Annotated in this window: 11 protein-coding genes; 5 read left to right on the top strand and 6 right to left on the bottom strand. The window is 66.6% G+C overall.

The features are described from left to right. Window positions 1-113: 113 nt before the first annotated feature. Window positions 114-1,994 carry an ABC-F family ATP-binding cassette domain-containing protein gene (locus tag K678_RS05965; protein WP_021131557.1) on the top strand — a complete coding sequence of 627 codons (1,881 nt, stop codon included), beginning with the start codon at window positions 114-116 and terminating at the stop codon, window positions 1,992-1,994. A 157-nt stretch (window positions 1,995-2,151) separates the two neighbouring features. After that, the gene (locus tag K678_RS05960) at window positions 2,152-3,798 is read left to right on the top strand and encodes a sensor histidine kinase (protein WP_231376216.1); all 1,647 of its coding nucleotides are present in this window, start codon (window positions 2,152-2,154) and stop codon (window positions 3,796-3,798) included. A gap of 22 nt (window positions 3,799-3,820) precedes the next feature. Here K678_RS05960 and K678_RS05955 read toward each other — a convergent pair whose 3' ends face one another. The 4 genes from K678_RS05955 to K678_RS05940 all read right to left on the bottom strand — a co-directional run bounded on the left by K678_RS05955 (window position 3,821) and on the right by K678_RS05940 (window position 7,841). Continuing rightward, entirely contained in the window at window positions 3,821-4,288 is a 468-nt protein-coding gene (locus K678_RS05955; protein ID WP_021131555.1) for a DNA polymerase III subunit chi, read from the bottom strand. Between the two features lie 65 nt (window positions 4,289-4,353). Then, on the bottom strand, window positions 4,354-4,797 hold the full coding sequence (locus K678_RS05950) for an acetyltransferase (RefSeq protein ID WP_021131554.1): 444 nt from the start codon (window positions 4,795-4,797) through the stop codon (window positions 4,354-4,356). Between the two features lie 62 nt (window positions 4,798-4,859). After that, window positions 4,860-6,329, bottom strand: a complete 1,470-nt coding sequence (locus K678_RS05945; RefSeq protein ID WP_021131553.1) for a leucyl aminopeptidase — start codon at window positions 6,327-6,329, stop codon at window positions 4,860-4,862. A 6-nt stretch (window positions 6,330-6,335) separates the two neighbouring features. Beyond that, a complete protein-coding gene (locus tag K678_RS05940) occupies window positions 6,336-7,841 on the bottom strand; it encodes a leucyl aminopeptidase (RefSeq protein WP_021131552.1) in 1,506 nt (501 codons plus the stop codon). Between the two features lie 215 nt (window positions 7,842-8,056). On the opposite strand from K678_RS05940, the gene K678_RS05935 reads away from it, so the two are divergent. Beyond that, window positions 8,057-8,563 carry a ferritin-like domain-containing protein gene (locus K678_RS05935; RefSeq protein ID WP_021131551.1) on the top strand — a complete coding sequence of 169 codons (507 nt, stop codon included), beginning with the start codon at window positions 8,057-8,059 and terminating at the stop codon, window positions 8,561-8,563. A gap of 9 nt (window positions 8,564-8,572) precedes the next feature. On the opposite strand, the gene K678_RS05930 is transcribed toward K678_RS05935, so the two are convergent. Next, window positions 8,573-10,591 (bottom strand): O-linked N-acetylglucosamine transferase, SPINDLY family protein, encoded by a 2,019-nt coding sequence (locus tag K678_RS05930; protein ID WP_021131550.1) that lies wholly within the window; start codon window positions 10,589-10,591, stop codon window positions 8,573-8,575. 156 nt (window positions 10,592-10,747) lie between these two features. Between K678_RS05930 and cobA the strand changes: the two genes are divergently transcribed. Both cobA and K678_RS05920 read left to right on the top strand, forming a co-directional pair. Continuing rightward, window positions 10,748-11,539 (top strand): uroporphyrinogen-III C-methyltransferase, encoded by a 792-nt coding sequence (gene cobA, locus K678_RS05925; RefSeq protein ID WP_021131549.1) that lies wholly within the window; start codon window positions 10,748-10,750, stop codon window positions 11,537-11,539. Further along, window positions 11,536-12,279 carry a CbiX/SirB N-terminal domain-containing protein gene (locus K678_RS05920; protein WP_021131548.1) on the top strand — a complete coding sequence of 248 codons (744 nt, stop codon included), beginning with the start codon at window positions 11,536-11,538 and terminating at the stop codon, window positions 12,277-12,279. Before cobA ends, K678_RS05920 begins: the two co-directional genes overlap by 4 nt. On the opposite strand, the gene K678_RS05915 is transcribed toward K678_RS05920, so the two are convergent. Further along, entirely contained in the window at window positions 12,267-13,295 is a 1,029-nt protein-coding gene (locus tag K678_RS05915; RefSeq protein ID WP_021131547.1) for an MBL fold metallo-hydrolase, read from the bottom strand. The two genes, K678_RS05920 and K678_RS05915, sit on opposite strands and share 13 nt — an antisense overlap. Window positions 13,296-13,307: the final 12 nt, after the last annotated feature.

Below are 13,307 nucleotides of genomic sequence, written 5' to 3'. Positions count from 1 at the left end.
CGATCCCTCTCCCCACGGCCGGCGTGGGGGAGCGGGCGGGTTATAGCGCCATCGCGTCCCGGGAGCAACGGAAGCTTTGGCCCACCACCGTCTTCCGTGTTAAGCAACGCCTTATGCTGCGTATCACTGATCTGACCTTCCGCTACGGCGGCCGCGCTCTGTTCGAGCAGGCCGGCGTTCACATCGCCGCCGGTCAGCGCGTTGGCCTGGTTGGGCGCAACGGCACCGGCAAATCGACCCTGTTCAAGCTGATCCTGGGCGAACTGCACCCCGATGGCGGCGAAATCACCCTGCGCCCCCGCGCCCGGATCGGCCGTCTCGCCCAGGAAGCGCCCGAGGGCGACACCAGCCTGATCGAGTGCGTCCTGGCCGCCGACACCGAGCGCGCGGCCCTGCTGGCCGAAGCCGACTCGACCGAGGACGGCCACCGCATCGCCGAGATACACGAACGGCTGAGCGCGATCGACGCCCATTCCGCCCCGGCGCGGGCGGCGGCGATCCTGTCCGGCCTGGGCTTTTCCACCGAGGCGCAGGCCCGCGCGGTCTCGGACTTTTCCGGCGGCTGGCGGATGCGCGTTGCCCTGGCGGCGGCGCTGTTCTCCAATCCCGATCTGCTGCTGCTCGACGAACCGACCAACCATCTCGACCTCGAAGCGACGCTGTGGCTGCAAAGCCATCTGTCCTCCTGGCCCGGTACCCTGGTGGTGATCAGCCATGACCGCGAATTGCTGAACGAGGTCGCCAACCGCATCGTCCATCTCGATGGCGGCAAGCTGGTCGCCTATGGCGGCAATTACGACCAGTTCGAGGCGACCCGCCGCGCCCGGATGGAATTGCAGGCCAAGGCCTTCACCAAGCAGGCCGAGCAGCGCCGCAAGATCCAGGCCTTCATCGACCGCTTCCGCGCCAAGGCGACCAAGGCCACCCAGGCGCAAAGCCGGGTCAAGATGCTGGAACGGATGGAGATGGTGGTCCCGGTGGTCGAGGACCGCGCCGTCAGCTTCGATTTCCCCGATCCCGAGCCGATGAGCCCGCCGATCCTGGCGATCGACGACGGCATTGCCGGGTACGGCGACAAGACGGTGCTGAAAGGGCTCGACTTGCGGATCGACATGGACGACCGCATCGCCCTGCTCGGCGCCAACGGCAACGGCAAATCAACCCTGGCCAAAATTCTGTCGGGGCGGTTGAAGCTGTTGCGCGGCAGCCTGCGCAAGCCGCCCAAGCTGCGAATCGGCTATTTCGCCCAGCATCAGACCGAGGAATTGCGCGCCGAACGAACCGCGTTCGAGCACATGGCCGAGCTGATGAAGGGCGAGATGGATTCGAAGGTCCGGGCCCAATTGGGCCGGTTCGGCTTCGAACAGGAACGCGCCGACGTCAAGGTCGCCAACCTGTCCGGCGGCGAGAAATCACGGCTGCTGTTCGCGCTGATGAGCCGCGACGCCCCCCATTTGATGATTCTCGACGAACCGACCAACCATCTTGATATCGACGCCCGCGAGGCGCTGGTGTCGGCGCTGAACGCCTATGATGGCGCGGTGGTGCTGATCAGCCACGATCCCCATTTGATCGAACTGGCCGCTGATCGGCTGTGGCTGGTCGGCGATGGCTGCGTCACTGCGTTCGACGGCGATCTGGCCGGATACCGCCGCCTGTTGCTCGACCGCGCCCGCGAAGCCCGCCGCGAGGCAAAGCCCGACCGCGCCGCCGACTCCACCGACCGCAAGGCCGACCGCCGCGCTGCCGCCGAGGCCCGCGCCCAGCTTGCACCGCTGCGCAAGGCGGCCCTGGCCGCGGAAAAGGCGCTGGAAACCCTGCATCGCCAGCAAAGCGAAGTCACCGCACAATTGGCCGATCCCGCGCTGTATCAGGGGCCTCCAGCTCGGCTGACCGAGCTGCGCCGACGCGAAGCCGACCTTGCCCGCAAAGTGGCCGATGCCGAAATGATCTGGCTGGAAGCGCATGAGGCGCTTGAGCAAGCCACGACATAAGTCGGGGGCTTCCCCTCCCCCTGCCAGAGGTATAGCATCTTGAGGATAGACGCAGCCGAAGGTGCCATCCGTGGGCGAAATTACCCTAAGTTCCCCACAATCTAAGGTCGAAAAAAAGAGTCGTCCTCCGGATGAATTGAAAGGCATTCTTCGCCTCTTGGTCATCCTCGTCGTCGCTTTGATGCTGCTCGGCTCGGCCGGTTTTCTGATTCATCTCCGGCAATCGACAATTGAAAACGCCGAAGAGAACACAGTTGGGGTTGCTCGACTTCTCGACGAAACACTGACCCGCACGCTCGGCACCACCGATATGTTGCTGCGGCGGATGGCTGAAATTGCCCGCGCCCATCACCATGGCAGACTGACCGATGCCCAGGAACGGGACCAACTGGCCGATCTTCAGGCCAGCCTGCCCGAACGCGGCAGTATCGTTGTCATCGATTCCAAGGGCGATACCATTGCCTCGCTGATCCCGTCGCCGATCGGAACAACAGTCAATCTGTCCGACCGGCCGTGGTTCAAAGCCCATGTCGAGGGGACCGAGATGGTCATCGCCCCGATGGTCTTTGCCCGCTACAGCAACAATCTGATCTTCACCGTCAGCCGTCGGGTCTCGGACGATCAGGGTAATTTCATCGGCGTCGTCGCCTGTGGCATCCACGCGACCTATTTCACCAATTTCTACAATTCCCTGGTCCTGGGACAGGGGGGTGTGATCGCCGCCGCCGGTCCAGACGGGCTGATCCTGCGTCAACCCAATCCGGAATTGTACGTCGGCAAGTCCTTCCAGAACGGACTGTTCCTCTCCGCGCTGAAGGAAAAGCCGACCGGAACGGTCCTGGGCCCGTCCCCCCTCGACGGAATCGAACGGATCAACGCCTATCGAAAGCTAAAGGATTTCAACATTGTCGTCGTCGCCGGGATGTCACTCGACGAGGTGTTGGCGCCCTGGTGGTCAACGGTGGGGGCTTTGTGCCTTGCCATGCTGCTGGCCGGAACCGCCGTGGCCGGGCTGGCCCTAATGGCATTTCGCGGCATCGGACGCGAACAGGCGATCCTGGCCGGATTGGAGCAGCGGGTGCGGGAGCGGACCGAAGAGGCCGAACACCGCGCCGAGGAAGCCCGCCTTGCCAACGAGAGCAAGACCCGCTTTCTTGCCGCCGCCAGCCACGATCTGCGCCAGCCGCTTCAGGCGGCGGGGATGTTCGCCGAAGTTTTGTCCAGCCGGATCACCGAGCCCAGTACCGTCGCCGTCGTCGATAAGCTGCGCCGCAGTATCGAGGCCACCAATTCGCTGCTGGGATCGCTGCTCGACGTCTCGGCGCTGGAAGCGGGCAAGATCACGCCCAATCTCAGCACGTTCCGGCTGATGCCGCTGCTGGCCGCCCTGGTCGATCAGATCGAACCCGAAGCAACCGCACGGGGGTTGTCGATCGGCGCGGTGCCCACCGACGCCCGAATCGTCAGCGATCCGGTTCTGCTGGAACGGTTGTTGCGCAACCTGTTGGTCAACGCCGTCCGCTATACTGAAACCGGCGGGGTGCTGATCGGCTGCCGTCATCGCGGCGACCATGTCGCGATCCAGGTCTGGGACACCGGGATCGGCATTCCCGCCAGCAAGGTTGCCAAGATTTTCGACGATTTCACCCGGATCGACCGGCCGGGGATGGCGGCGGATTCGCGCGGGCTGGGTCTGGGTTTGGGCGTGGTGCGGCGGATGGCGGGATTGCTTAACCACTCGCTCGAGGTCCGCACCCTGGCCAACCGGGGCTCGTGTTTCGGCGTCGTGGTGCCACGAGGCTAGAGCCGACGCCTCCCTCAAACGGTTACGACGCGGTTTCGGTGCTGGCTTTTTCGACCCAGCCGCCGCTTTCGCTCTGCTGGTAATAGGTCAGGACGTGACCGGCCTCTTTCCATTGTTTCCAGCGGAGCCGCGCCGCCGCCACTGCCTGCGGATCGGTGCCGTCGAACAGATCGAGGCAACGGTCGAACCCGTCGATCGCGGTGGGAACGGCCCCATCGCAGGCGACCAAAACCGTCGCTCCGTTGGGGTTTTCCTCCTCATTGGTCAGCCAGACCGGCTGCAACGCAGCCTCGCCGTCGCGAGCGCTGCCATGCGGCAGCCACGAATCCGGCTGGTAGGTCCACAGCCGGTCGGACAGCGACTGGACCCGCTCGGGCGAGCCCGCCAGCACCACCACCCGCAGCCCCGCCGCCAGAACCTTTTCCAGCAGGCGCGGCAACGCGTCTTCCAGCGGCCAGCGGGTGAGATGATAAAAGCCGATCCGGGTCATGTCCGAACCTTTAGCATGGCGGCCTCGGCACGGCTAGCAGCGCTCGGCCATCCCGCGGGCGTCATCTACGCGGCCGGTCGGAACCGCAGATGGAGAAGCGGATAGGGCCGCCCCTGCCCATCTTTGTCCGACCGTCCGATCCGTTCAAAGCCAAGTCGCTGATAGAACCCGATCGCCTGGCTGTTCTGTTCGTTGACATCGGTGGTCAGCTCGGGATGGCGGGCCAACGCCTCGGCCACCAGCGCCGTTCCAATCCCCTGGCCGTGATGATCCGGGTGGATGAACAGCGCCTCCATATGCCCGTCATGGAGAAACATGAAACCAAGCGGCCGGTCCGACTGATCGACAGCGAGCGTCAGCGACACCTGGGGCAGGAAGGTGGACAGTTCGGCCTCGATTGCGACCCGATCCTCAGGGGACAGAAAGTGATGAGTCGCATCGACGGCACGGCGCCATATTTCCATGACGTGCGGCAGGTCATGCCCGGCAGAGGGGCGTATCTTCATCATATCAGAACCATCATTGGTTACTCGCCCCCGGTATCGGGGGCGAGACGTGCCACGGCGCAATCCTATCCCCCGGCCAGGGCATCGAACAGCCGCACCCCGAAGCCGGTCGTCGATTCCGGACAAAGCGGGTCGTCCTCGTCGGCGAATTCCTTTCCGGCCATGTCGATATGGGCCCAGGGCAATTCGGGCGGAACGAAATGCCACAAAAAGCGGGCGGCATCATCATTGTCGGGCACCTCGCCCCAGGAACAATTGCGCAGATCGGCAATGTCGGACTTGATGTCCTCGTCGCAGGATTCGGTGATCGGCAGCCGCCATAACGGCTCGGCCTCGGCCTTGCCCAGTTTCAGCAACCGCGCCGCCAATGTGTCGTCATTGGCGTAAAGACCGGCATAGAAATCGCCCAGCACCTCTTCGACCGTGCCGGTCAGGGTGGCGATATCGACCATCGCCCGCGGCTTCAAGATCCGCGCGGCATAGGCCAGCGCATCGGCCAGCACCAGCCGCCCCTCGGCGTCGGTGTCGATCACCTCGACGGTCAGACCGGCCGCAGAAGTCCACACGTCGCCCGGACGTTGCGCCCGGCCCGACGGCATGTTTTCCGCGAGCGCCAGCACGCCGACGACATGCGACCGGGCCTTGCGTCCGGCGACGGCGCGAATCGCCCCGATCACCGCCGCCGCTCCGGCCATGTCGGCCTTCATTAGCTCCATTTCGTCGTCATCGGCCTTGATGGTGATGCCGCCGGAATCAAAGGTGATCCCCTTGCCGACCAGCACCAGTGGCGGCCGTGCGTCCCCCCGCCAGCGCAACAGCACCAGCCGGGGCGGCCGTGCGCTGCCCTGCCCCACCGCCGCCAGCAGCCCCAGCCCGGCGGCGGCGATTTCGGCCTCGTCCAGCACCGTTACCTCGACCCCCAGGACTTCCAGGGCGCGGGCCTGGGTGACGAATTCGTCCGGCCCCAGCACATTGCCCGGTTCGTCGGTCAGATCGCGGGCAAGGAACACGCCCTGGGCCACTGCGTCGCGCTGGGCGAACAGGGCTTCGGCGCGGGCCGGATCGTCGGTGGTGATCGTCACCGCCTCCAGCAGCGGGGGGCGGTCGTCCTCGTCATCGGGATCGAGCCGGGTCCGGTACTTGCGCATCGGACGATAGGATTTCAGCCGCAGCCCATAGGCCAACTCGGCCGCCAGTTCGGGCGGCAGATCGAGCGCGGCTAAGGCGTTGACCGCGCCGGATTCGTCGAACGCATCAAGCAGAGCGCCACCGATCCGGCGCAGCCGACCGGGTTTGGGCGATTTGGCCCCGCCCAGTCCCAGCACGATCAGGCAATCGAGCGGATGCGGAGGCGCCAGAAACAGTTCGGCCTCGCCGACATCGCCGGTAAAGCCGACCTGTTTCAATGCCCCGAGCAGCCGACCATCGAGGTCGAGGGCGGCAAACGCCGCCCCCGCTTGCCGCCGCCGACCCAGGCCGACGGCGACGGTTCCGGCCAGAGGAGCCTCTGACGGCCGGGCGAAGGAAATACGCACGGCGGCCTACTTGCTCCCCTTTTCCTCGTAATGATCGGCAACCAGACGATCGAGCAGGCGCACGCCGAACGCGGTCGCTCCCTTCGGGCAGGTCGCGGTGTCCTTCTTCGACCACGCCGTTCCGGCAATATCGAGATGAGCCCACGGCACGTCGTTGGTGAAGCGCTTCAGGAACTGGGCGGCGGTGATCGATCCGCCCTCGCGCCCGCCGACATTCTTCATATCGGCGATGTCGGACTTGATCTGCTTGTCATAGGCCTCGCCCAGCGGCAACCGCCACAAAGGCTCGCCCACCGCCTTACCCGCGGCGGTGAGACGGTCGGCCAGACGGTCATCGCCCGAGAACAGACCGGCATATTCATGACCCAGCGAAATGATGATCGCCCCGGTCAAGGTGGCGAGATCGACCATGAATTTCGGCTTGAAGCGATCCTGGGTGTACCACAGCGCATCGGCGAGAACCAACCGGCCCTCGGCGTCGGTATTGATGACCTCGATCGTCTGGCCCGACATCGAGGTGACGACGTCACCGGGACGCTGCGCGGTGCCCGACGGCATGTTCTCGACCAGCCCGACCACGCCGACGGCGTTGACCTTGGCCTTGCGGGCGGCCAGGGCGCGGATCGTGCCGATCACGGTGGCCGAACCGGCCATGTCCCACTTCATCTCTTCCATACCGCCGGCCGGCTTGATCGAGATCCCGCCGGAATCAAAGGTGACGCCCTTGCCGACGAAAGCAACCGGGGCGGCCTTGGTATCCTCGGCCCCCTGCCAGCGCATCACCACCAGCTTGGATTCGTGTTCCGAACCCTGGCCGACGCCCAGCAGCGCGCCCATGCCGAGCTTGCGCATCTGCTTCTCGCCGAGGATCTCGACCTCGACACCCAGCGCGGTCAGGGTCTCGGCCTGGGCGGCGAGGCTTTCCGGATGGATGATATTGGCCGGTTCGCTGACCAGATCGCGGGTGAAATCGATCGCCTCGGCCAGCTTGTCGAGACGGGCAAAGGAGGATTTAGCATCGGCCAGCGCCTCGACCTGCACGGTCAGCCGCTTCAGGGACGGCTTCTCGTCCTTCTTTTCCTTGGTGCGGTACTTGTCGAAGCGATAGGAGCGCAGCCGGGCACCAAAGGCGGTCTGGGCGGCGACTTCGGCCGGGGACAGCGGCTGGACCGGGAAGGTGTCGATCGCGATCGCGGCGTCGGTCTCGCCCGAGCTCAGCAGGGCGGCGGCGGCATTGCCGCCGAACGCCTGGGCGGCCTGGGCGTCGAAATCCTTGGGCTTGCCGATCCCGACCAGCAGCACGCGCGAGGCGGCGAGGCCCGCAGGCGCCAGCAGGGTCAGGGTCTGGCCCTTCTTGCCCTCGAAGCGGCTGGCGGCGATGGCCCGTCCCAGGCTGCCCTTGGTCTCGGCATCAAGCGACTGAGCGGTGGCGGACAGCAGACCGCCTTCGGCAATAGCGACGACCACGGCGCCCTGGGCGGGCACAGACGGCTTGGAAAACGCAATCTTCATGGAACTCCTCGCGGGGGAAGAAAAGGAAGGGGAAGAAGCGATTGCATCAACCTTAGACCTCATTCTTGCGCCTGTCACGATGAGCAGACGAAAGTCACCCCCCACCCTGGGGTGTTGGCCTCCCCTCGCCGCTTGGCGCATAGTGTGGGGTGAACCGACCGGATCGCCGGTCAAGGGATCGCGACCGCGACCTTTCCGCACGGAGGATGTCCGACATGCCGTCCAAGGTTGCCACTTTTCTCGCCCATGCCCTGGCCATGGAAAACGAAGCGGCGGATCGTTACGACGAACTGGCCGATACCATGGACGTTCACAACAATCCCGAGGTCGCGGACCTGTTCCGGCAGATGTCGGCATTCTCGCGCCGCCACGCCGCCTCGGTTGCCGAACGCACCGTCCCACACGAATTGCCCGAATTGAAATCCTGGCAATATCGCTGGAATACCTTCGAACCGCCGGAAGTCGGCGCGGTCGATGGCACTCATTACCGGATGACGCCCTATCACGCCCTGACCTTCGCCCTCGACAACGAACGGCGTGGCCGCGATTTCTATGCCGCCCGGGCCAAGGACGGCGAAACCGCTGAAATCCGCCGCCTCGCCGCCGAAATGGCGGCGGAGGAGGAGGAACACGTGCTGGAACTGGAACGCTGGATCACCAGCGTCCCCCGCCCCGATGCCGATTGGGCCGAAGACCCGGACGAGGCAATCGTCGCCGACTGACCGTCCGCCTTATTGCGCCGGAACCTCCAACCGGCGCGGGCGGTGCCCGGCGCGCGCCGCCTCCCAGATCAGGGCAAAGCCGCGTTCGAGATCGCGGGCAAAACGCTCGGTATCGAACAGCGGCTGGGTCAGACGCGCCGCCGCCAGCCGCTCCCGCACAGCGGCCAGCGCCGCCGGATCGCTTGCCAGCGCCACCGCTTTTTCCTCATAGGCATCGAGATCGGGGCAAATCAGATCGGTGAGGCCCAGCGCGGTCAACAGGCTGGCCCCGACCCGGGCGGCAAAAGTCGGCCCCGGCGCGGTCAGCAGCGGCAGCCCGGCCCACAGTGCGTCGCTGGCGGTGGTGTGGGCATTATAGAACAAGGTATCGAGTCCCAGATCGGCGTGACGATGCCGGGCCAGATGGCGGGGCTTGGGCAGGCGGGAGGCAAACACCAGCCGGGCCGGGTCGATCCCGCGCGCCTGGGCCTCGCGGCGGAGATTGTCTTCGACCGCACGCGACTCGCCCAGCAGCCACAGCACCGATCCCGGCACCCGGTCAAGAATCCGCATCCAGCGGCTAAACATCACCGGCTCGATCTTGTAGGCCTGATTGAAGCAGCAGAACACGAAAGCGCCCTCGGGCAGACCGCATTCGGCGCGGTCGGGCGCGTCGGGGGCGATCGGCTGGGTGCGGTCGTTGGGCTGATAGCAGTGGGGCAACACCAGCAGGCTTTCCGAGAACCCGGCCTCGGCCCCGGGCGGGGCAACGATTCGATCGACGATGGCCCAATCGATAAAGGACGCGCCGCTGGTCCCCGGCAGGCCCAGCCAATTGACCGCCAGCGGCGCGGGCCTCAGCGCGGTGAGCGCCAGCCGGTTGCCTCGGGTGTGGACGTTGATATCAACCAGGATGTCGATTCCCGCCTCGGCAATCGCGGCGGCGGCGGCCCCATTGTCCAGGGCGGCGAGATCGAGGAACAGATCCGAGCCCTCGCGCACGGCGCGGCGATAGGCGCTGTTATCATCGGGTCCAAGCGACAGCGCCGCCACCCGCACCGCCGCCCGGTCATGAGCGGAAAACAGGCCGCGCATCAGATGGCTGGTCGGGTGGTCGTGGAAGTCGGCGGACAGATAGCCGATGGTGAGGCGGTCGCGCTTGCCCGGCCGATTGATCCGGGGCGATGCCCCCTGCGCCTTGGCCTCGGCGACGACCTGTTCGGCACGGCGGCGAGCGATCGTCAGCCCCTCGGCCGGACTGAGGCTCAGCGGCAGGGCCAAGGCCTGCATCGGCCCGATCACCGATCCGGGCTGGGCCAGCGCCGGGGCGACCAGATCGGGGCGCAGACGCTCGACGCCCTCCCAATCGCACAGGCTGAGACGCGCTTCGGCCAGCCGTCCGGCCAGGGCAAGATCGCCGGGACGGGCGGCGACGGCGCGGCGGTAATACTCAAGCGCGACCAGCGGGTCACCGACGCGGCGGATCGCGTTGGCGGCTCCCAACAGCGCTTCGTGCATCGTGGGGGCCAGCGCCACCGCCTGTTCGAACAGCGCCGCCGCCTCGCCGACCTGACCCTCTTCCAGCCGCAGATTGCCGAGATTGACCAGCAGCGCCGGGGTATTGGGGGCGATCTCGAGGGCGCGGAGCAATGTTAGTGCGGCGGCGGCGCGCTGTCCCCGGGCAAGCTGGATTCGGGCCAGCCCCGCCCACAGCGTCCACAGAGTGGGCCGGACAGCCAGACCGGAGGTGAACGCCGCCTCGGCCTCGTCGTGACGGCCGGATTCGGTCAACAGCATCCCCAGATTGAGCCAGGCCTCGGCCATCTCGGGAGCCAGGGCGACGGCGCGGCGCAACGAGGCGGCGGCGGGAGCCAGCTTGCCGCGATCCTTCTGCACCCGGGCGAGATTGTAATGAATCATCGGATGGTCGGGCAGCAAACCGGCCAGACGGCGGCAAGCCGCCTCGGCCTCGTTTAGGCGTCCGGCGCGGTACAACGCCTCGGACTGAGCGGCCAGCCGTTCGATTTCCGCCATCTTCGCCGCATCCATCTTCGCGCCAATCCCCCCGGTTGCTCCAAGCCGGGCATCCTCACTCGAACCCAGGCCCCGCCGCAATCCCTTCCGTGGCGTTTCGGTGGCTCTCCCGCCCCGGCCTGTGCTAGGAGTGCCGCTCGCGCCCCGTCCGGGGCCAAAGCGTGAGGTTTCATGACAACGGCGAACGATCCGGTCACACAGCCCGGCAAGGTTACCCTGGTGGGAGCCGGTCCCGGCGATCCCGATCTTCTGACCGTCAAGGCGGCGCGGCTGATCGGCTCCGCCCGGCTGGTGGTCTATGACCGGCTGGTCAGCGCCGAGATTCTGGCCCTGATCCCGCCCGAGGCCGAACAGGTCTTCGCGGGGAAGGAATGCGGCCGCCATTATCTGACCCAAAGCGAGACCAACGATCTGTTGCTGCGGCTGGCCCGCTCGGGCCGCGACGTGGTGCGGTTGAAGGGCGGCGACCCCTTCGTGTTCGGTCGCGGCAGTGAAGAGGCTTTGTTCCTCGCCCGCAACGGCATCACCTTCGAAGTGGTACCGGGGATCAGCGCCGCCGCCGGGGTCTCGACCTATGCCGGGATTCCGCTGACCCATCGCGGACTGGCCACCGGAACCCGCTTTGTCACCGGCCATCTGCGGGACGGCAAGCCGCTCGACCTTCATTGGGACAAGTTGGGCGATCCCGACACCACGCTGGTGATCTATATGGGGCTGCAATCGCTGAAAGAGACGTCGGCCGAGTTGATCGCCGCCGGCCTTTCGCCCGACACCCCCGCCGCCGCGATCGAGAACGGCACCACGCCGCGTCAGCGCCGGGTGATCGCGACGCTGGAGACGCTGTACGACCGCGCCCACGCCGCCGAACTGCATCCGCCGACGCTGATCGTCATCGGCAAGGTGGTCTCGCTGTCCGACGAACTGGACTGGTTCGACGCCAAGATCAGCCCCGCCACGCCATGAAGGCCGACCGGCCCGCTCTGGTACTGGTCGGTCATGGCTCGGCCCGTCACCCCGAGGCCGGAGCCCCCTTGCTGGCGTTGGCCGAGACAATCCGCCGCCGCGATCTGTTCGCCTCGGTCGAGGCCCGATTCCTCAAACAAGACCCGCGCCTGGGGCCACCCGCCCCCGCGCCTTTGACGGTCATCGTGCCGGTGCTGACCGGCGGCGGTGCGTTCGCCGAAACCCGGCTGGCGGAGCAGGCCGGATTGGACGGGCCGCAGACCCTGGGTCCGACCGGCCGTATCCTGCTGACGCCCCCGGTCGGAGCCCATCCCGGCTTTGCCACTTTGGTGGAACGGCTGGCGGAGCAAACCGCCAGCGCCGCCGGGCTCGACCCCGCCGCCTCGGTTCTGCTGCTGATCGGCCACGGCGCGACGCGGCCCGAAGGTGCTGCGGGAACCGCCCAGGCGATCGCTGAACGGATCGAGGCGCACGACCGCTTTGCCGAGGTCATTGCGTTGTTTCTCGAACAGGAACCGTTCGCCGTCGACTGGCCTCAGCGGGTGGGCGACCGCCCCGCCGTCGCGGTGCCGCTGCTGCTGTCACAGGGTGGCCACCTCCGGACCGACCTGCCCGGCCTGTTCGGCCCGGAACCGAGCAGCGGCGGCCGGGTGGTGCTGGCCGCCCCGCCGAGCGACCCGGTCCAATTGGCCGAAATCGTCCTGGCCCTGGCCGCCGACGCGATCGATCAGACGCGGTAAGTCCACACCCCGTTCGGGCCGGTTTCGCGGACGATCTCGCCCTGGTGCGCGAGATGAGCCAGATGGGCCATCGTCTCTCCGGCGGCGAACACGGTCTGGTTGGCATCCATCGGCCGGGTGAACAGAACTTTCATCACTTCGGCCACCGTCGCCGGAACGGCAACGCTATCGCGGGTCCGCTCCAGCCGCTCGGCATGGTGGGCCGCCAATACGTCGATGCGGGCGTGCAGCCCCCGGAATGGCAGCCCGTGTGACGGCAATACCAGAGTCTCCTCGGGCAGGGCGCGCAGCCGGGTCAACGAGTCGAGAAACGCCGCCAGCGGGTCCTCGTCGGGCTGTTGCGGCCAGACTCCGACGATCGGGCTGATCCGGGGCAACACTTGATCGCCCGAAATCAGCACTCCGGCCTTGGCGCAATACAGGCACAGATGCTCGGGCGAATGGCCGCCGCCGACGATCGCCTGCCAGTCCTGCCCGCCGATGGTCAGGACATCGCCCTCGCCCACCGCCGTAAACCGGGGCGGCACCGCATCAATCCGGGTGCGGAAGGTATTGCCGTGCCGTTCGATATCGTCGCACAGCGCCGGATCAAGACCGAGGCGGCGGTAGAAATCGCCCTGATTGACCGCGTAATCGGGATCGGTCTCCAACCACAGCATCCGCCCGAACAGCCATTCGGTCCGTGTCGCGGTCAGCCCGACCTTCAGCCGTTCGGCCAGCCAGCCCGCCAGACCGATATGATCGGGGTGGAAATGGGTGGCAATCAGCCGGGTCGCCCGCCGTCCGGCCAGCGGCCCGTCAAGCAGATCGCGCCACAGCGAGCGAGTCAGGTCGTCGGACACCCCGCAATCGACCAGAACCATTGCGTCGGCCCCGTCGTCGAGCACCCACAGATTGATGTGATCGAGCGCAAAGGGGAGCGGCATCCGCAGCCAGGAAATACCGGGCGCAACCTCAGTCAGCCGCCCCGGTTCGGGCGGCTGGCTGAACGGGTAATCCAGAACCGGAGATTTCAACGGGCGTGCCTC

This window comes from Magnetospirillum fulvum MGU-K5 (assembly GCF_000442515.1).
Lineage (GTDB): Bacteria > Pseudomonadota > Alphaproteobacteria > Rhodospirillales > Magnetospirillaceae > Phaeospirillum > Phaeospirillum fulvum_B.
The sequence above is the reverse complement of the archived record's forward strand: the minus strand, read 5'-3'. Positions and strand labels throughout refer to the sequence as shown.